At 58.4% G+C, this 19446-nt stretch carries 14 protein-coding genes and 1 tRNA gene; 7 read left to right on the top strand and 8 right to left on the bottom strand.

Annotated elements, in window-relative coordinates; translation table 11 throughout:
- Positions 1-100: 100 nt before the first annotated feature.
- From IPM61_09655 to IPM61_09640, 4 genes are all read right to left on the bottom strand, one after another.
- The gene (locus tag IPM61_09655) at positions 101-2245 is read right to left on the bottom strand and encodes a bi-domain-containing oxidoreductase (protein ID MBK8911578.1); all 2145 of its coding nucleotides are present in this window, start codon (positions 2243-2245) and stop codon (positions 101-103) included.
- A 635-nt stretch (positions 2246-2880) separates the two neighbouring features.
- Complete coding sequence (locus tag IPM61_09650) at positions 2881-4806, bottom strand: hypothetical protein (protein MBK8911577.1); 1926 nt, start codon at positions 4804-4806, stop codon at positions 2881-2883.
- A 102-nt stretch (positions 4807-4908) separates the two neighbouring features.
- Complete coding sequence (locus IPM61_09645) at positions 4909-6234, bottom strand: lipopolysaccharide biosynthesis protein (GenBank protein ID MBK8911576.1); 1326 nt, start codon at positions 6232-6234, stop codon at positions 4909-4911.
- 75 nt (positions 6235-6309) lie between these two features.
- The gene (locus IPM61_09640; GenBank protein ID MBK8911575.1) at positions 6310-6579 is read right to left on the bottom strand and encodes an HPr family phosphocarrier protein; all 270 of its coding nucleotides are present in this window, start codon (positions 6577-6579) and stop codon (positions 6310-6312) included.
- Positions 6580-7041: 462 nt separating this feature from the next.
- Here IPM61_09640 and IPM61_09635 point away from each other — a divergent pair, with 462 nt between their 5' ends.
- The 5 genes from IPM61_09635 (at position 7042) to IPM61_09615 (ending at position 9834) form a co-directional block, all read left to right on the top strand.
- Positions 7042-7479, top strand: coding sequence for a DUF3574 domain-containing protein (locus tag IPM61_09635; GenBank protein ID MBK8911574.1), 438 nt, complete (start codon positions 7042-7044; stop codon positions 7477-7479).
- Between the two features lie 16 nt (positions 7480-7495).
- Positions 7496-8458 (top strand): alpha/beta fold hydrolase, encoded by a 963-nt coding sequence (locus IPM61_09630; protein ID MBK8911573.1) that lies wholly within the window; start codon positions 7496-7498, stop codon positions 8456-8458.
- A 119-nt stretch (positions 8459-8577) separates the two neighbouring features.
- Positions 8578-9126: an isochorismatase family protein gene (locus tag IPM61_09625; GenBank protein ID MBK8911572.1), complete on the top strand. Its 549-nt coding sequence runs from the start codon at positions 8578-8580 to the stop codon at positions 9124-9126.
- 24 nt (positions 9127-9150) lie between these two features.
- Complete coding sequence (locus IPM61_09620; GenBank protein ID MBK8911571.1) at positions 9151-9672, top strand: hypothetical protein; 522 nt, start codon at positions 9151-9153, stop codon at positions 9670-9672.
- Between the two features lie 88 nt (positions 9673-9760).
- Positions 9761-9834, top strand: a tRNA-Val gene (locus IPM61_09615).
- Positions 9835-9912: 78 nt separating this feature from the next.
- Here the strand turns inward: IPM61_09615 and IPM61_09610 are convergent.
- Positions 9913-10455, bottom strand: coding sequence for a hypothetical protein (locus IPM61_09610; GenBank protein MBK8911570.1), 543 nt, complete (start codon positions 10453-10455; stop codon positions 9913-9915).
- 63 nt (positions 10456-10518) lie between these two features.
- Here IPM61_09610 and IPM61_09605 point away from each other — a divergent pair, with 63 nt between their 5' ends.
- Complete coding sequence (locus IPM61_09605) at positions 10519-11736, top strand: ATP-binding protein (protein ID MBK8911569.1); 1218 nt, start codon at positions 10519-10521, stop codon at positions 11734-11736.
- Between the two features lie 27 nt (positions 11737-11763).
- On the opposite strand, the gene IPM61_09600 is transcribed toward IPM61_09605, so the two are convergent.
- The 3 genes from IPM61_09600 to glgP all read right to left on the bottom strand — a co-directional run bounded on the left by IPM61_09600 (position 11764) and on the right by glgP (position 18430).
- Positions 11764-12699 (bottom strand): DUF91 domain-containing protein, encoded by a 936-nt coding sequence (locus IPM61_09600; GenBank protein MBK8911568.1) that lies wholly within the window; start codon positions 12697-12699, stop codon positions 11764-11766.
- Positions 12700-12818: 119 nt separating this feature from the next.
- Positions 12819-15734: a S8 family serine peptidase gene (locus tag IPM61_09595; protein ID MBK8911567.1), complete on the bottom strand. Its 2916-nt coding sequence runs from the start codon at positions 15732-15734 to the stop codon at positions 12819-12821.
- Between the two features lie 122 nt (positions 15735-15856).
- Positions 15857-18430, bottom strand: a complete 2574-nt coding sequence (glgP, locus tag IPM61_09590; protein MBK8911566.1) for an alpha-glucan family phosphorylase — start codon at positions 18428-18430, stop codon at positions 15857-15859.
- Positions 18431-18686: 256 nt separating this feature from the next.
- Between glgP and IPM61_09585 the strand changes: the two genes are divergently transcribed.
- Positions 18687-19334 carry a sigma-70 family RNA polymerase sigma factor gene (locus tag IPM61_09585; GenBank protein ID MBK8911565.1) on the top strand — a complete coding sequence of 216 codons (648 nt, stop codon included), beginning with the start codon at positions 18687-18689 and terminating at the stop codon, positions 19332-19334.
- Positions 19335-19446: the final 112 nt, after the last annotated feature.

Here is a 19446-nt window from a genome sequence, read left to right as displayed (position 1 = left end):
GTGGCGATCCCGGCCTCCGCTCTCGCTCCATCTCTACTTTTTCATCTCTCTATTTCATCTTTCTCTTTCGCGATCTCACTCTTCTATCTTACTCCCTATCTCACCCCTCGATCATCACCACTTCCCCCGTTGCCAACGATTCCAACGCGGCGATGGTGGCCAGCGTGGTGCTGTGCAGGCTTTGGAAACCAATCGGCATTGGCCCCCCCGATTTCATTGCCGCAAGCGTTTGCGCAACCTCCTCGTTGTGCCCCTTGTCGCCGTTGTATTTGGCCACTGTGGTTTTCCGCCCGCGTGAGGTTGCAACGGTGGAGAAGTTTTGCATGATCGCCGTCATCCCCGCGCCGAACACCTCGAAGTATTCTTTCGGAACCGATGGATCGCCGTTGGCAAGATAGAGCAACGTCCCGATGGAGCCATCGCTGAAGCGGATGGTGAGCGAGACGTTGTCGGCATTGCGGACCTGGGCGTTGCTGCTTCCGATTGCCGCCGCATAGACGCTAACCGGGCGCGCTCCGCCGGTCATAAACTCCATCGTGTCAATGAAGTGGCATCCCTCGCCAATGATCCTTCCCCCTTGCGCCGGGGCTTGGATCCAATGGTCCGGCTTGATGAACCCAGCGTTCACGCGGTAGATCATCGTTAGCGGCTCGCCACAGTTGGCGAACACCTTCCGCATATCGGCCAGCGGCTTGCTGAAACGGCGGTTGAAGCCCACCATCACCCGATCGTTCCCCGCCTCGGCAAGCTCACGAATCTTCCCAAGCTCCTCCCGATTGATCGCCAGCGGCTTCTCCACAAACACTTGCTTCCCCGCTTGCAAGGCGCGCGCAACGTAATCGCCGTGGGTGTCGTGGCGGGTGGCGATAAAGACCGCGCCAACCTCTGGATTGGCCAGCACCGCGTCAACATCGGTGGTGGCTTGCTGGAACCCGAATTTCTCGGCAACGGAGCGGGCGTTCACCGCGGTGGAGGTGGCCACCGCAAGCATCCGTGCGCCCGCTTTTTGGGTTGGGGGGATCAGGTAGCTTTGGGCAAAATTTCCCGCGCCGATGTACGCCACCCCCAACGCCCCCGCCGCCGGTTTGGCCGGGTGCACCTGCACCGTCCGCACCAGCGATTCCTTCCGCTCGGGGTAGTGCAGGATGATCCCGATATGTGGCTCCGGCGTTTTTCCGGTGATGATGTCGTACGCCTTCCCCGCCTCGGCAATGGGGAAGCGGTGGGTGATCATCGGGTTCACGTTCAGGCTTCCGGAGGCCATCAGGTCCAGAATCGCCTGCAGGTTGCGCCCTTCGGTCCAGCGTGCAAAGGCAACGGGGTAATCGTGCCCTTCTTCTTCGTAGGTGGGGTCGTAGCGCCCCGGGCCGTAGCTGCAGGAGATGGTGATCTCCAACTCCTTCTCAAAAAACCCTGCGCGTGGGATATCCATCCCGACCGCGCCCACCACCACCACACGCCCTTTTTTCCGCGCCGAAGCAATGGCAAGCTCCATCGGCGCGTTGCTGTTGGTTCCGGCGGTGATAATCACCGCATCGGCACCAATACCGCGGGTGAAACTTTCGATTGCCTGGGCCGCGCCGCCACCGCTGTGGGCAACGGCATCGGCACCGAACTGGCGTGCGGCGGCGAACAATCCTTCGTTGATGTCCAGCCCAATCACACGGCATCCGGCAGCCTTCAGCAGCTGCACCGTTAGCTGGCCAAGCAGCCCCAGCCCCACCACCGCGACCGATTCCCCCAGCGAGATTTTCGCCTGCCGAACCCCCTGCAACGCGATTGCCCCCAGCGTGGTGAACGCCGCTTGCTCGAAGCTGACTCCATCGGGGATTTTCACGGCAAGATTTTTCGGGACGGCAATCACTTCGGCATGGGAAGCGTAGCCGGCACCGGCGCAGGCCACACGGTCGCCCGGGGCAAACTCATCGCAGGCCGAAGCCACCACCACGCCAGCGGCGGAGTAGCCCAACGCTTTGTAGCTATCCAAGCGGGTGCGAATTTTCTCCACGGTGTTCATCAGCCCCTCCTTCTTCACCATATCCATCGCCTGCTTCACCAGGTCCGGGCGGGTGCGGGCTTTGGTGAGCATGGAGGCTTGCGCAGTTGCCACCGAGGTACGCTCGGTTCCGGCCGAGATCAGCGAGGCAGCGGTGCGGACCACGATCATCCCCGGTTTCAGTTCCGGGGCCGGAAGCTCTTTCACGTGCAGTTCGCCAGTTTTTTGGTATTGGATTGCTTGAAGCATGGTTGGCAGTAGGTTGTCGGGAATCAGATGGAGTTGTGGTCAATCCAAGGCGTTCCCTGTATTAGCTTGGAGCAGGTTCCCAAGTTTCCTTATGAACTATCAGCAAATTACAAGCAATGGTTGTGAGATAAGGTGCGAAGAACTATCTGCAACTAATTGAAGATGCCAAAACAATGCCGGGCAAGCAACGGAAACGCTGCTTGCCCGGCATTGTTGTTCTTAGGCTTGCGGCTAAAAGCCTCCCTCAATTACTTTGGATCGGACGCTGAGACCGGCACAACCAGTTCCGTGCGAACCTCTGCTGGTGCAGCCACAGCCTGACCGCTGCTTAACGTTACTTCCATAGCGGAAGGAGTGACCATCTTCAGGTCCACCGAAGGGGGTGCGGCTAACGGAACTGATACAGGGGCTGCACTGGCCGACGGCAATGCCGAAGGGTTAGCAACCGGAGCTGACTGCAATAAAGCTCCAGATTTTGCAGCATCGGCCGAGGGCGCACTTTGCATTGCAGGCACCGGAGTATCAGACGCAAGACCAGTTGGAGTCTGTGCTTGTGTAAGCGCAGTTCCTGCGCATAGCAACCCAGCTATAACAAGGTATTGTTTCATTGTTGTTTTCCTCACACTACTCTGTGGTTATGGCTGTACCGGAATCCAGTTGGCTCCGCTAACTGTGCTAACGAACAAAAGTTCTACGGCACGCCCTGGGTTAATGTTGAAAGCACCAGCTGTCGTATTTGTTACGGTGACAACAGCACCAGCATTGTTTACCACCCAGACATGCGCGCCATCAACAATCGGTGGGCCTGTGGGAATAGTAACGTTACCGGCAGTGGTGACAACAAGCGTGGCATCGTCAATTACAGTATTAGAAGCGTATGGGTGTTGATAGGAGAACGCCACTGTACCGTTCGCAACGGTCAACGCGTTCCCCCCCTGGCCTGCGGTTGTTGCAATGCGAACACCGCGTGAGGCACTACTGTTGTTGACGTTGGTAAAGTTACCCGCCCAACCAGTTCCGTTTGTGGCGGCTTGAAGAGCGTCGCTGCCATTTGCGGCGTTGACGTTCTCGAACCGACCACCAACGCCGGTTCCGCCGCTGATGCCCGCTTGGCCTATCACGCCGATACCGTTTTTGGTGTTGAACCCACGCACGCCGTATCCGCTGGAATCGTTGCGGCCAACCACTGCGCCAACGCCGTTTCCGCCACGGTTGCGGCCAACCACAGCTTCGCCGAAGGTGTTGTCGCCAATCACGCCAGCGGCACTGATGCTGCTGGTGATGCCCCACACCGCATTGCCGCCGGCACTGGTTGCAAACACGCCGGGTCCAACGCCCGCTTGCAGCACATCAACCCCGCGCGCGCCGTTGCTGGCGTTGGTGAGTTGCACCGTAATCCCATGTCCAATCCCGTTGGTTGTCACGTTCACGGTGCTGCTGGTGCTGGCTGGGTTGCTGATTTGGAAGAACCCTGCATTCCCGTTTCCGGTGGCTTGCCCAAACACGCCGTAACCGCCGCCGTTGGTTTCGCCACGCACTGCCGCAACAATGTTCGATGTGTTGTTAATCACGGAATAAACACCACGGCCTAACCCTGCTTGGTTTGCGCGGACGGCATCTCCCGTGCTGGCTGCGTTGGTGATTTCAAACTGGCTGGCATCTCCAATCTGGCTGGTTCCATGTACGCCAGTCCCACCACCAGCACTTTGCCCCCATACACCATAACCACCAACAACGTCATTGCGCCCTAGCACCCCAGCATTTCCGGTTGTTAGGCCAACACCCCAAACACCGTGGCTTGCAGTACTGGCTCCATAAACACCAGCTGCAGTGTTCGATGTGCCCGCAACGCCAGGACCATTAGTGTTATCACCACGGATCGCTTCAATTTGCCCAAGAGCAAGCCCGCTACCAGCACCACGCTGTCCATACAGCGCACGTCCTGAACCGCTTGTTGCGTTCACAGCGTTACCTGTTCCATTGGTCGTGGCCGTCACAGCTTGGGCGCTGCTGGCTGCATTGTTAACCACAAAACGCCCAGCATCACCAAGCTCGACCTGGCTAACTTCAAACTTTGCGGATGGGGTCGTGGTTCCAATTCCCACATTCCCCCCCGATAGCACCCGCATCCGTTCGGTTGCGTTAGTACGGAGCACCATATCTTGAGCATCCGTTGTTCCAATGTAGTTCACCGCCGGATTTGTTCCTGTGTTCCCAAGCAATGCCCATCCGAAATCACCTACGTTTGATGAATCAAGAATCGGCATCCACAACGGTGCACCGGGCGTTCCGAAGTTAAACTGGAATTCATTCGAGTCCAGAGCGAAGAAGACTAACCCTTTTGCGGGATTTGCAATTCCGTTGCGTTGAGCATCCGTTAATCGTGGCAGCAACGCGCCACGTTGTGTTGAGCTTAGATCAAGGATTGAAGAGGGGTCTGGTTGCAGAGTCCCCACCCCCATGCGACCTTGCGGGTCAACAACAGGGGCAGACGTTTGCGATTGCGCAACACCAGCGATGGGCATGGCAAACAATCCAGCGAGCAGTACGTGTTTCAGCATAATGACCGTGATATGTGGTTTTGCAGGCGGTTTCAGTGTAAAAAAGTTTTTCCATTAAGGCCTTACTAGTAAGAATATACGTTTTTCTTTACTCACCAAAGGCTATTTGTTTAGTTCCCCACCCTTTTTCCTCCATTGCCGCCGGATGAACTCCACTGCGTCGCGCCAGCGGCCAAAGGCTCCGCGGATGCTGAAGGGAACGTGCTTCTTCACGGCGCGGGTGCTGAAAAAACCCAACGCGCCATAGCTTACCACAATGGTGATCGCCATTCCATGGACCCCAAGCAGTGGGACCAGAATCAGCCCGCTCAGGAAGAATATCCCGGCCGACATCAGGATCACCCGCAGCAGCGCACGGGCTTGGCTAAGGCCGTTCAGCACGTTGATGTTCATGCTGAAAGGGATTGCCAGCCCGGCAAGGCACATCAGCTGGAAAAGGAATGCCGCTTGCTGGTACTTCCCACGGTAGATCAGATCGAACAGCTGCGGCGTTGGACCAATCCACACCGCCACCGCCACCGGCACGGCAAGCAGCGTCATAAAGCCGATCATCTTCTCCACCAGCAGGACCATCTCCCCTTCCCTCCCCTGCGATTTCAGCCGCGCAACGGCGGGATAAACAAACAGCGACCCCGCATCGCGCAAGGCCTCGAACCCGCGGAACAGTTTCTTTGCGGCATCATAGTTGCCCACCACCGAGGAGCTTACGAAGAGCTTCAGCAGAAGATAATCCCCCTGGGTCTGCAAGGCCAGCGTCCCCGCCGAAAGCATCTGGGTTCGGCCAAAACGGATCATCTGGCCAAACAGCTCGCGGTCAATCGTGCGGGCAAACCGGAGATGGCGGGCGTACAGCATCAGCCCCACCAGCGAGGAAGCCCCGGCGGATACCGCGCTAATCAGCATCATATCCTGGGCGGTGTTCATCCAGGCGTTCATCCAGCCATGGAGCACCAGCAGCACCGTGGTCCCAATCCAAGCAGCATCAATCAGGAAGGTGGCGCGGGTATCAATGTGGAGTTGTGAGACTTTCAGGAAGTAGTTCCGCAGAAGGAATCCAAGCGCGACGTAGGGGAACAATTCCAGCGTGGGGATCAGGTCCGGCTCGTTCAGCAACCCGGCCCACCAGGCCCGCCCGAAATAAATGGCAGAGGTGCAGAGGGTGATAAACCCACAATGGAGCAAGGCCGAGACGGTAAGGGCTTGGCGGCGGCGCGATTCGGTCATCCCAAAATTCACCAACGCCTGCAACGCAAACCCGTCGGAAAGCATGTAGATGATGGTTAGCCCCGCTTGCGCCAGCGTTGCCACCCCCCAATTGTGTTCGCCAATCACCTTCTGCGGCAGAATGAAGGCAAGGCCGATCAGCACGTACAAGGCTTTATCGGCGGCAGACCACGCAGCGGTCCCGATATGTTTGGAGAGTTGCAACGCCGCAAAGTTAGCAGAAGGAGCAACGGCAGAAGGGTCGTGAAAAATCTCGGTACAACCGGCAGGAAGGGCTTGTTAGAACTCCTCGTCGAACCTCCGCTCGAAGTAGTCAACAAGGTCGGCAGCGGCGGCGGCTTCGTCGGGGCCGTCGAACTCAAGTTGGAGTTCGGAGCCTTGCTCGGCGGCAAGCGTCATCACCCCGATGATGCTTTTGCCGTTGATTCGGAAGCCATCTTTCACGATGAAGAACTCGCACCGGTACTGCGATGCCTTCTTCACGATGGTGGCCGCCGGGCGCGTATGAATCCCGGCGCGATTGCGGACGGTGACGGTCTTTGCCAGCATAAACACCTGCGATTGATCCCAACGTAGCTTTGATGCAGGCAAGATAGCCGCCACCGGCCATTTCCAACACGCTCCATAAAAAAACGCCCGCCTTTCGGCGGACGTTCTCTCTGTTCAACGCATCCAAGAGGTCCGTTTGCTAACCACCGCCACGCTGCGGTTCGCGATCCTTCCACCGCTTGCCGTAGTTTAGGCGATAGCGCTCGCGTTCCCACCTGGAAGTTTCCAGATGCTGGGGGGGCTGGAGCCTTCCGTTCCCCAGCGGAGCGGCATGTAGGCAAGGCTCACATTTTCTTGAATCATTCGGCTGCTACTCGGTGAGTAACTTGCCGCAATATAGTTATAACTCACAAGCGACGGGAAGTGTCACAGCTGCACGAGATAATTTTTCGATCATCATTCGGTAGTTTTTCCAAAAAAGCAATTTTGGAGCAGTTCATCTTCAACGCAACGTCAATTTCAATGAAACCAACATTCTCTCCGGTCGCCATGTTCGCGCTGCTTGCTTGTGTCGTGGCGGGGGCGTGCCGTTCATCGGAATCCACCATTGCGCCGGTTGGCGGCAAACCGTTCGACGGCGTGCAAGCGGTGCGGACCGAACTCTACTTTGGCATGAGGAAGCGGGACAACGGAGTGGTGGGGTTGCGTGACTGGCGCAAATTTGTGGACAGCCTTATCACCCCGCGCTTCCCCAAAGGCTTGACAACGATTGATGCCAACGGCCAGTACCAAATGGCCGATGGGAAGATCAAAGTGGAGATGGCCAAAGTGGTCCTGCTGATCCACGACGACACCCCCGCGCAAAGCAACGCCATTGACTCCATCCGCAAGGAGTATTGCGCCATGTATGACCAAGAATCGGTGCTGCGCGTAAGCCAGTATGTGTGGGTCTCCTTCTGATTTTGCATCATCCTTCATGCCGATTCTTCCATCAACCTTTCGCCCTCCGTTCCTCCTTTCGGAGGGGCACCTGCAGACCATTCTTCCGACATTGCTTCGCCGCGTTGCGGGGGTGCGCTACCGCCGCCAGCGCATTGCCACGCCCGATGATGACTTCCTTGATTTGGATTGGTCCGAAGTTGGCGCTCGGCGATTGGTGATTGTTCAGCACGGGCTGGAGGGGAACTCATCCCGCCCGTACGTTTTGGGAATGGTCCGCGCCTTCAACGCCGCCGGATGGGACGCGCTGGCGTGGAATTTCCGGGGATGCAGCGGCCAGCTGAACAGCCAGCTCCGATTCTACCACAGCGGGGCAACCGATGATCTTCACACCGTTATCGCCCACGTGGTGGCCGCCGAATCCTACCACCAGATTGGCTTGGTCGGCTTCAGCTTGGGAGGGAATGTGACGTTGAAATATCTGGGAGAACAGGGGAAGAACGCGTTTGCGGAGATTGTTGGGGCGGCCACGTTCTCGGTCCCGTGCGACCTTGCCGGAAGCGCGGCACGGCTGGCCGAGCCCGCCAACCGCATCTACATGAAACGCTTCATTGACTCGCTGCGGCAGAAGGTCCTCCAGAAGATGAAGGCAATGCCCGGAAAGCTGGAAGACCACGGCCTACGCCAGATGCGGACCTTCGCCGAATTCGACGACCGCTACACCGCGCCGCTGCACGGGTTCCGCGATGCCGATGAGTACTGGAGCCGTTGCAGCAGCCGCCAGTTTATCCCGCAGATTCAGCTTCCCACACTGCTTGTCAACGCCGCCAACGATCCCTTCCTCAGCAGCTCCTGCTTCCCAATCCCCGAGGCAACGGCCAGCACCTTCGTCTCCCTAGAGGTCCCTGAATCGGGGGGGCACGTTGGGTTCATGGGGCTGGGGCGCACCTACTGGTCCGAACGCCGCGCAGTGGAGTTTTTGGGGAGCCTTGCCAGTTAGGAGAGGGTCCAATTCCCCCTTTGTAACGCCCTGCTAACTGGCGGTTCGGCGGGGGGCGTTTTGCGTAGCTTTGCCCCACATTGTTCAGCGGCAAGGTTCAAACATCATTAGGAGCAATCATGCTGGATCGGGATCACACACTGCTGGTTGTTGTTGACGTTCAGGAACGAATGATGCCGGTAATCCACCGGGGTGCCGAAATCATTCGCGAGGTGGCACGCTTGGTGAAAGGCTGCCGTGCGTTGGGGCTGCCGATCCTTGTCACCGAGCAATATCCGCAAGGATTGGGCGCAACCGTGCCGGAAGTGCGCGAAGCGTTGGGGGAATGGTATCGCCCCGTGGAGAAGCTCACGTTTTCGGCAGAAGGGAACCTGCGGTTTATGTCCCAGTTAGAAGCGGCGGCGAAATCCAAAGTGCTGGTGTGCGGCGTGGAAACCCATGTTTGCGTCTATCAAACCGCGCGCGACCTTCGGAACTTTGGGCACGATGTTGATGTTGTGGCCGATGCCGTTTCCTCCCGTCGGGAAATCAATCATGCAATCGCGCTGCAACGGCTAACGCGCCACAGCGTTGAGACAACCACGGTTGAGATGGCACTGTTCGATATGTTGGAAAGTGCCGATGCCAAGGAGTTCAAGGCGATCTCCGCGCTTGTGAAACCACTCTGAATAACCCTTTGAACTGATCGTTCTATGGTCTCTCCAAAACTTATTCTCGGGCTTATTATCCTTCTGGCAGTTGGCGGCGCAGCAATGCTTGTGGCCCAGTGGTGGATTGCGGGGGGAATTGTGCTGGCCATTGGAATTGGCCTGTTTTATTTCTGGTGGCGGATGAACCAGCTGCTGCAAGTAACCAACGCACTGCAACGCCAGGACTGGAACGACGCACGCAAACGGCTTGACGCAATCCGCGCCCCCGAAAAACTTAACCCCTACTCCAAAACCTACTACTACTTCTTCCAAGGGATAGTGGAGACGCAAGGGCAAAATTGGAAGGCCGCACGCCAGGGATTTAAGACCGCGCTGGATACCGGCTACTTCCGCTCGGTTGATGAAAAAGCAACCGCGCTGATGTACATGGCCCAGCTGGATATGCGCGGGCGCAACACCGAAGGCGCACGCCGCTACCTTCGCGAAGCCCGCGAGCTTGACCCCAGCGACCCAATCCGCGAACAGATCAACATGATCGTGAAGCAGTCAAGAATTCGGCTGTAATCGGCACGGCCGGCACACACAATTTTTTCACAAACTTCGCTTGCGCACGGGGCATTCCCCGCCGTATGTTTGCGCTCCCCCAATCAATGGGCGATTGGCACAGTTGGTTAGCGCGCTTCGTTCACATCGAAGAGGTCGTAGGTTCAAGTCCTACATCGCCCACGGAAAGCCGCAGATCGTTAAGGTCTGCGGCTTTTTCTTTTGGGGTGGGTTCTCTCAATCGGGTTCATTGCCCCACGGCTACTCCCCTTCAACCACCAACATCCTTACGAACTGCGCCAGCCGCTCGGCTTCGGCGTTGGTGAGGTCGTAGGGGATGTTGCAAAGCTCAACCACTATGCCCGGGCGTATCGGAACGCTGGTGGCGTAGCCCCCGGTTCGCTCTCCTTCCCTTTTTCTTGCTTGGATACCATCCAAAAGTGCGCTGGCTTTCTGCTCCGCTCCCTGCTCCCTCATCTGCTTTTTGGTGACTCTTGTTTTGACGGAGAAATTCGCAGGGTCTTCTTGCCAGCGGAGGAAATGCTCAACTGCCCGGCGGGTGCGCTGCCCATATTCTTTCAGCGAAGCAGGATTGAAATCGTTCCCCCGCTTGGCGTTGAACCGCTTGATGGCGCGTTCCAGATCTGCTGTTCGCAAATCATTTTTCTCCTTGGCCTCCAGAACGTCAAGGACGCTTCGTGCGGCAACGGTAAGCGCGGTGGCGGTGGCGGTTGGCATCAGCCCACGCTGGCTGGCATGATGAAGGAAACCAAGCAAGGCTTCCAGTGAGTAGGTGTTGTTCATAATTCAAAGACGTTATATTGGCTACCGACGGCCAATATAACGTCTTTACTTCCCGACAACACCATGATATTTCCTCGATCTATCCACCAATCTCTTCTTGCCGATCTTGACCTGTACCCTGTGGTTACGCTGGTGGGGGCACGCCAAGTTGGCAAAAGCACCCTTTGCCGCCACATTGCCAACCAGCGCGGGCTGGACTACCGCACCCTTGATGACCGCAACACCCGCCGCCAAGCAACGGAAGACCCCGAAGGATTGCTTGCGGAGATAGGAGAGAGCGGAGCAGTGATTGATGAAATCCAACGAGTCCCCGATCTGCTGCTGGCCGTGAAAGCCGCTGTGGACCGGAATGGCCGCCCGGGCCAATACCTGCTTACTGGCTCCAACCAGCCAAAAATGGGGCGCGAAGTTGGGGATTCGCTTCTGGGACGCACGGCCTACCGAACGCTGCGCCCCCTTACCCTAAGTGAACTCCGATTCGACGAGCAACATCCCGGATGGAGTTTTTTGTTCGGCGATGACGAGGCGAGGGTGATAGCAGAGATTGAACGCCGCGCCGCCGCAAACCAAGCCGACGATTGGCGCGAAGTTGTTGCCGCCGGAGGCTTCCCACGTGCGGTTGCCGCGTTGCAGCAGGAGCGTGCGCGCCTGCTGGGCGATTACATCACCGCCTTCGTCCAGCGTGATATTCGGGAGGTGGTTGCGATTGAGCGAATTGCCCGCTTCGAAAGCTTTTTCCGCGTTGCAGCCATACGGGTTGGCAGGGAGTTGAACGCCAACGGGTGGTCAAGTGAGATTGCAGTGCCGGTGGGGACAATTCGCCGCTGGGTGCAGGCATTGCAGGATTCCTATCTGATTGATTTGATCCCCCCGTACCTTGCCAACATCAGCCACCGAGTGATAAAAGCCCCGAAACTCTACATGGTGGATTCCGGGTTGGCCTTTGCTGCGGCGCGGGAAACCGAGCCAACGGGATTCCATCTGGAGAACCTGATTGTTGCGGATGCAGCCGTCTGGAAGGAGGGCACGCCGAACCGTGCGTGGTACCATTGGCGGCTTGCCAGCGGGCAAGAGGTTGACCTGGTGCTGGAAGAGAAGAACCGGCTGCTCCCGATAGAGATAAAAGCTGCAACCTCCGTCGGGAGCAGCGATGCACGCCACCTGCGGACGTTCTGCGACCGCCATTCCAACGCCGTGCGCGGGATAATTCTCAGCAACGACCCCGCCATCCGCCTTCTTTCGCCGAACGTCATTGCGGCTCCGTGGTGGGGGGTGGTCTGAAAAATTTCAGCGGAGAGTTTCTCTTGCTCAGATCTTCACCAGTTTGAAGCTGATCTCGTACCGGTAAAACGAGACGGATGGAGTGACGGATAGCGCTCTGCGAATTCTTTGGTCATCCTCCAAAGCAATAATCACCCCTTTCACCGCTTGGCCTTCTTCGGCCAGCACCTCGCTCACGTACCCCATATACCGAAGCGTCTGCCCGACCACCGCATCGCTGGCGCGCCCTTTTTTCAGTTCCACAACCAGCAAGGTTTTCTTGTCCTTGCTGACCGCAAGAATATCAAGTGGGCCGGTATCGGTTTGGTACTGCTGGCCTGCGATTTCGCCATCCTCTTGGTAGATATCATATTCCTTCCCAAGCTCAGTCTGCGACCAGTTTTTGATAAGGAAATCTTCAAGATGAGCCTCCATCGCAAAGGCGCTTTTATCTTCCACAAGCTCGCCATTTACAAAACCGATCTGTGGCGCGCTCTCCCCTGCGGTCAGCCGCTCAAGCTCCTCGCGATAACCGATGCGGCTGATATGGACAACTGTACCAACGGACCCAGCGGAATTCTTCAATTGCTCGCTCATATCAGTCCGCGCAATCATCCTATCCATCCAGCGGACGTTGCGGCGATGTGGCAGTGTCTGGCCCGGCGCGTAGTAGTATTCCCCCACCACCTCCCCAACATGATACCGCCCGCTGCCATCGGGGCAAAGAACAATGTCGCCATCTTGAATCCCTTTCGAGACGGTCCAGAGCGCGCCGCACGCTAATCCCGCACTGATCTTTGTCTTATCGGGGCGGGCGGCCAGATAAATAGGAATGAACTCCCGATTGAACGCTCGCCATTCCTCGGGCAGCTTCCCCGAAAGGTCTTGCTCAATCTCGAAATCAGTCCCGATAAACCCTCCCGCCAAGCATTCTTTTGCGAACACACTCTTCTGCCCCAGCATAACGCGGTAGTACTCTTTCATGGCGATTTGGAAATGAATGTTATGGCCACAGAACACACTTCGGTGGTGGAGAATTGCGCACGCGATTGGGGGAAGCCACAACCGGCGGAATGCCAGCTGGCCGTGGTTCTAACTCTCAATCAACTATCCATCAAAAACTCCATCGTCACCGATTGGGCGTTTCCTGAGCGTGGCTTGTAGGTGATCTCCCCGATGCCGTAGTAGCCTTCGGGAAGGCGGAATTCTGGCAGCTGCGCCTTCAGGGTAATCGGGATGTAGGGGATCAGCTGGCCGCCGCCGCCGCTGAATGTTCGCGGCTCGGTTGGATAGACGTGATGCTCCTGCACCTCAATCGGGACCTCCAACGGGTCCTCGTAATCTGCCGCGCCAACAACAATCTCAAGATTGAATGCGGTGCTGTCGGCATCGCGGTTGAAGTTGGGGATAAAGAGCGATTCCGCCGGGCGATTGAACGCCTCGTCGGCCTGGACGTAGCCCTCGCCGTCAACAATGCGCGCAAGGATATCGGTGGATTTCATGTAGCCCTCGGGGGTGAATCGGGGTGTCACCCACAACGCTCCATCCCCTTTCCGCATCGTAAGCGGCATTGCCAGCCGGTCCCCTTCCATCGTTAGGCGGTGGACCCGCCCGTAGCCTTTCACGGTGTATTGGAAGCTCCCTTCAATCGGGGTGGTTCCGGTGTTCATCACCTGTAGCCGCACAAACCGCTTCCCATTTTCGGCAAACACTTCCGGCGTTGCCGAAACCATCAGGCAGCTTGCCGATAGGGTGAACTCAACAGGCTCGCCCGCTCCATCCATCGGGTCGGCTTGGATCACAACCTCAATCACCCCATCCCCCAACGCCGATGCCGCAATGGTGGTTGAGGCCTCGGTCCGCTCGGTCCCTTTTGCTCGCGATAAATACCCGGCGTTGTAACCGTTGTGGTCCATCACCCACCCGGACACCGGAGTGCGGCTCCCTTTCGGAGTGCTGAGGGTGAAGGTCATGGCCATCGCCCCGGCGGGGGGGGCAAAGTAGAATCGCCGCGTCAGCCCCGCCTCGGCCTGTTGTGGGGGCGTGGTGACGGTGAAATCTTTGTCGGGAGAGAAGGTGTAGGGGACGATGATGGTGCTGACCAGCTCGAACTCAACATCTTCATCGGGGGCCTTCGCTTTTGCCGAAGCACGCCGGGCAATCACCCGCCCGGTGTAGATTCCTGGTTCGCGCAGCTTCTCACGGTCGTACTGAACATCCACCTCGGCAACGCCGCTGTTCCGCAGATAGACGGTCTTCTGGATGGTCTTCATCCAGGGAACGTTTGGCTGAAGGGTGAAGGCGCGGAAGAAATCCGTTTCGCGGGTTTGCCAGCGCGGCTCGTCGCGGGTGATGGTGAAGGTCTGCCGCCAATCCGGGCCAGGGGTGAAGGGGGTTCGGAAGAAGGCCACGGGGCCAGATTTATCGGGATAGTTTGGGGAGAAGGTCCGCACCACATACTCCTGAACATCGGCAGCGAACCCGCTTTTGCGCCAGCGGCGAAGCAGCTCCAACGCACGGCGAACATCAATCCCCCCGGCGCCTTGCTCAACCGGCAAAATCCCCGGCAACGGGCGCGCCGATTGCCGAATCGCGCGGCGGATCAGCCCCTGCGTTGGGGTCCAGAGTGAGTCCTCCTGCTTCAGCGCGCTAAGCAGCACGGCAACAACGCCGGCGGTCCAGGGGCTGGCCATGCTGGTTCCGCTTGCGCGGGCATCGTGCTCGAACGTCGGGACCGTGCTGATTGCCGTCCCCGGGGCAACAACGTCCGGCTTATCCACCTCACCCCCGCGCGAACTGAAGTCCCACAGCACATCCCGGTCCAATGCCGCGCCGTAGCTGTCGCGGCCAATCCCACGGGGGAGCATCGCCCCCACAGTGATAATCCGCCGCGAGGATGCGGGGATTCCAACGGTGGATATTCCCGGCCCCTCGTTCCCCGCCGAAGTCACAACGTACAGGTTCGGGTGGTCCGCAAGCAGTTCGTCAATGAATCGCTCAATATCGGCCTCCCCTTCGTACGCGGACCCGATGCCGAAGCTCATGTTCACCACCACTGGGGTGTGAAGATTCTGCAGGCTGTCGGCAAGGCGGGCGGCGTATTGGTAGGCCCGTTTCATGCTTCCGGTGACGGTGTTATCCTTCTCGAAATCGCCGCTGAATTTGCAGGAGATGATTTGCGCGCCCGGGGCAACGCCGTTGAATCCAGATTCGCCACTTACCCCGAACCCTGCGGTGATTCCGGCAACGTGCGTTCCGTGGCCCCCCATGTCGTAATGGAAACTGACGGCGCGGGCGGCGGTGTCAATGGATGCGGCAAAGGTGAGCGGGGCTTTCCGCTCGGGGTCGCGCTGGCGGAAGGTGAACGATTGCTGGCGGTCGCGGTAGTTGCCCACCATCTGTTCGCCGGCAAGGCTGGAGTCGGCATCGGTATCCACCACCACGCGCCAGCCATCGGGGCCGCGGTGCAACGCCACGCCAAACTGCGAAGCCGACTCGCCATCGCCATCGAAATCGCGAACGGAGGCGTTGCGGTAGCGTGCTTCGTCCATCACCCCAACAAACCATTCCCCGCCGCTTGTTCCCGCTCCGTTGATTTGCCCCACCCCCCGCAGCCGCAGCGGAAGCGGAAGGCTATCGGCCACCAACTGGTCTCCCTGCAACGTGGCGGGGACGCAGTGGATCAGGTTTGATTCGGAGAAATCAACGGCATCAATCACCTTTGGCAGGCCGGTGCTGGTTTTCTGCAATCCTGGGATTCCCATATCCACCCCGGTGTCGAAAATCAGCAGCAGGACCCCGCGACCATCGGCCGTTGGGTTGGCAAGCTGGAACGTATCCAACCCAGCCGTGGAAAGGGACATGAAGTTCCACGGGGGAAGGTACGGAGCGGTCCCTTTGGTTTGCGGCGTGCCGGGGGCCGGGCGCGTGCCGGGGGCCGGGCGCGAAGTGCTGCCATCCTGGGCGACCGCCAAACAAGGGGCAAGGATCAGCAGCGCGAGCAGAAGAGAACGGTTCAATGTGAGCGGTAAGCAATTGGATAGTAAGCGGCGCACAATCTACGCCGAGCAATGGATACGGGCAATGGAGTGATTGCGTGGCAATCGCACCGCGAACGGGAACGGGCGCAGCCCAGTATCACTCACTCCCCCGCCTCAACCGGCGCGAAGGTGACCCGTTTCATCTCGAACTTGTGGGCAAGGTCGGGGTGATATGGGATCACCCGAACCGTCAGCCCGCCAAGCCCTGGGCGGGTAAGCGGGGCAAGCCCTTCGTACAGGGCCACGCCGCTTCCCGATTCTTGCAAGGTTAGCAGCGCCCCTTCCCCGTCGGCAATCAGCCCTTCGGGATCAATGTTGCCGTAGTAGGCCTCCACCAGCAAGTCTTTTGGGGAAAGCTGGCCCAGCGCAATGGTTGCCGTCACCCGCAGCGTGTCGCCAATTTTCATGTTCCCCACCAGCTCCGCGCTGCACTGAAGGACGCTTACGCCCCCCCATTGCTCGGCAATCCAGCGTTTCCACACGATAAGCTGCCGCACGGCCTGGCCGTTGTTGGCGTGCAACCGTGCGTAGCGGTCGCTGCAGGGGAAGTAGAATCGGGTTGCGTATTCGGCCACCATCCGGTCGCTGCTGAATTGGGGGGCCATGGTTTTCAGGGCGTGCTTTTGCATCTCCACCCAGCGGTGTGGGATTCCGTCCGGGTCGCGATCGAAGAAGCAGGGGATCACCTGGTTTTCCAGAACCCGATAGAGGTGGCGCGATTCGATCTCATCTTGCGCGTCGGTGCTGTGCAGGCCGCGCACGTCCCCAATCTGGAATCCATTCTTTCCATCGTAGGCCTCGGGGAACCATCCATCCAAGATTGAGACGTTCAGCGTGCCGTTGATTGCGGCCTTCATCCCGCTGGTTCCGCTGGCTTCAAGGGGGCGGCGCGGGTTGTTCAGCCAAACGTCGCACCCCTGCACCAGCCTGCGCCCCAACGCCATGTCATAATCTTCCACAAAGATCACTTTCCCTTCCAACCCATGCTGGTGGGCAATTTGAATCAGCTGGCGGATGAACTCCTTCCCCGCAGCATCTTTTGGGTGGGCCTTGCCGGCAACCACCATCTGCACGGGGCGTTCGGGATTGTTGAACAGCCGCGCCGCACGCTCGGGGTCGCGGAACAGAAGCGTTGCCCGTTTGTAGGTGGCAAACCGCCGGGCAAACCCAATGGTGAGGGCGTTGGGGTCCAGCACCTGGTCCAGATTGCGCCCGGTTGGCGAGCCGGCGTAGAGTTCGGTGATCTGTTCATCCAGCCGCCACCGCAGATATTCAATCATCCCTTGCCGCAGCGTGTTGGTAAGCCGCCACAACTCCTGGTTGGGGATTGCATCCACCGCGGCCCAGGTTGCGGGGTCGGCAATCCGCTGGTGCCAGTCGGTGCCGAAATATCGCCCCAACAGGTCCCGCATTTCGTCGGCAATCCATGTTAGGGTGTGCACGCCGTTGGTGATGCCAACAATGGGGTTCTCATGCCGGGGGACGTTCGGCCAAACCCCTTCCCACATCTGTTGCGAGACTTCGCCGTGGAGCTGGCTTACCCCGTTATGCTGGCTGGTAAGCCGCAACGCCAGCACCGGCATATGGAACGATTCGGAGGCGTTGGCGGGGTCAATTCTTCCCAGTGCCAAAAACTGCTCGCGGGATAAGCCCAGTTGCGGCCAGTAGCCGGAAAAGTATCGCTCGATCTGCTCCACCGAAAAGACATCGTTCCCCGCCGGGACGGGGGTGTGGGTGGTGAAGGCGGAGCCGGCGGCAACAAGCTCGGCAGCTTCGGCAAAGCTCATTCCAAGCTCGGCCATAGTGGTGCGGATTCGCTCCAGCATCAAAAACGCGCTGTGCCCTTCGTTGCTGTGGGTGACGGTTGGCGTAAGGCCCATTGCGCGCAAGGCCCGCATCCCCCCAATTCCCAGCATGATCTCCTGCATGATGCGGGTTTCTTGGTCGCCGCCATATAAGTAGTCGCCGATGTCGCGGTATTCCGGGATGGTGTTCTCGCGGATGTTGGTGTCCAGAAGGTAGATCGGAACCGCGCCAACGGAGAGTTTCCAGATTTGGGCGAACACCGGCCCTTTTGGATACTCCACAGAAATTCTGATGGGGCGGTGTTTTTCGTCGGAAACCAAGCTAACCGGAAGCAAAGTCGTGTCGTTAAGGGTGTAGCTTTCCAACTGGGTGCCGTCGTTGGCAAGGCGTTGCTGGAAATATCCCAGCTGATACATCAGCCCAACGCAGACAAACGGCAGTTTCAGATCGCTGGCAGATTTGGTGTGATCGCCGGAGAGCACGCCCAAGCCGCCGGAGTAAAGCGGGATAGATTCATGCAGCCCGAACTCCGCCGATAAATACGCGATGCACTCCTTCCGTTCCCCTCTTCCTTCCGCTTGATACCAGCCCGGTTGCGACAGATACGCATCCAATTCCGCAAGGGCCGATTGATACCGCTCAAGAAATTGCGCATCGGCAGCAAGCTCCTGCAGCCGTTTGGCCGATAATGAGGAAAGGACCTTCAGCGCGTGATGGTTGGTGGAGTGCCACAGCTGCGGATCAATGGAGCGGAGGAACTCGCGGATTGTTGGGTTCCAAACCCAATAGAGGTTGTGGGCAAGCTCGTACAATCGTGAAAGGGGCGCGGGAAGGGGATGGGTTACGGTGAACGTGAGAATTGGACGCATCTACGTGATTTGATTGCTGTTTGCTGAAAATGGCAATGTTCCGCAGGGCACTGTTCGGCAGAACAACCCTGCATCCTACGGGAAGCAAACCCCTTGCAACACTGCTTGCTGTTCGGATCATCCGGCGGCAGTAATCGCACCATACTTGGTTTTGCGGGGGGGCCGAAGATACGAAGAGCGCGCAGACACACACGCCCGAACGCCGGGCACCGGAACAACGGTCTCTGAATCAATCTATGCCAATATTACCGACACCATGCACAGCACAAAGGCCACAACATCCCCGCTGGGTGGATACTCCTCGATCCCAGCCGCACCAAGCCCAACGCCAAACACCACGCCGAACCACGACAACGAGCAAGAGCGGTTCGAGCGCGAAGCAATGCCGCACCGCAACTACCTGTACCGCGTGGCCCTGCGATTAACCTGGAACAGCGATGAAGCCGAAGATTTGGTGCAAGACACCTTCCTGAAGGCTTGGCGGTTTTTCGACAAATTCCAACCCGGGACCAACTGCCGCGCATGGCTGTTCCGAATCCTGCGGAACAGCTACGCCACCAGCATGGTCCGCACCTGCCGCAATCCACAAGGAAGGCTCCCGGAGTGTTTTGAGGAACGGAGGGCATCGCCGCAGGACAACCCGGAATACCAATGCTGCCAACGCCATTTCGATGATGAAGTCACCCGGGCGTTGGAGTCGCTTCCCCCCGCATTCCGCCGCATGGTTCTTCTGTGCGACGTTGAAGGTTTCCACTACGAAGAGATTGCCCACATGGAGGGCTGCCCCATCGGAACCGTCCGCTCAAGAATCCACCGCGGCAGAAAGATTTTGCGGGAAGCATTGCAGGTCTATGCCGGGCAATATGGATATCACCCTGTGCATTTTAACGGACCTGTCGCGTAGCCACGCGGTGGGTTCGTTGGCGGCGTTCTTCACCGTTCATAGTTTGCGATAGGCCGATTTCTCCCCTACATTGCGGCCAAACCGGGGGCAGCGAAGCCACGGTTTGGCAAGA

It is taken from the genome of Chlorobiota bacterium, from assembly GCA_016710285.1.
GTDB lineage: Bacteria > Bacteroidota > Ignavibacteria > OLB7 > OLB7 > OLB7.
Note: the sequence above shows the minus strand (reverse complement) of the source record. Positions and strands in the feature narration are given on the sequence as shown.

Coding starts and splice junctions, on each gene's coding strand:
- IPM61_09655 (MBK8911578.1), bottom strand. CDS start 2,245: ATGCTTCAAGCAATCCAATACCAAAAAACTGGCGAACTGCACGTGAAA.
- IPM61_09650 (MBK8911577.1), bottom strand. CDS start 4,806: ATGCTGAAACACGTACTGCTCGCTGGATTGTTTGCCATGCCCATCGCT.
- IPM61_09640 (MBK8911575.1), bottom strand. CDS start 6,579: ATGCTGGCAAAGACCGTCACCGTCCGCAATCGCGCCGGGATTCATACG.
- IPM61_09635 (MBK8911574.1), top strand. CDS start 7,042: ATGAAACCAACATTCTCTCCGGTCGCCATGTTCGCGCTGCTTGCTTGT.
- IPM61_09630 (MBK8911573.1), top strand. CDS start 7,496: ATGCCGATTCTTCCATCAACCTTTCGCCCTCCGTTCCTCCTTTCGGAG.
- IPM61_09625 (MBK8911572.1), top strand. CDS start 8,578: ATGCTGGATCGGGATCACACACTGCTGGTTGTTGTTGACGTTCAGGAA.
- IPM61_09620 (MBK8911571.1), top strand. CDS start 9,151: ATGGTCTCTCCAAAACTTATTCTCGGGCTTATTATCCTTCTGGCAGTT.
- IPM61_09610 (MBK8911570.1), bottom strand. CDS start 10,455: ATGAACAACACCTACTCACTGGAAGCCTTGCTTGGTTTCCTTCATCAT.
- IPM61_09605 (MBK8911569.1), top strand. CDS start 10,519: ATGATATTTCCTCGATCTATCCACCAATCTCTTCTTGCCGATCTTGAC.
- IPM61_09600 (MBK8911568.1), bottom strand. CDS start 12,699: ATGAAAGAGTACTACCGCGTTATGCTGGGGCAGAAGAGTGTGTTCGCA.
- glgP (MBK8911566.1), bottom strand. CDS start 18,430: ATGCGTCCAATTCTCACGTTCACCGTAACCCATCCCCTTCCCGCGCCC.
- IPM61_09585 (MBK8911565.1), top strand. CDS start 18,687: ATGCACAGCACAAAGGCCACAACATCCCCGCTGGGTGGATACTCCTCG.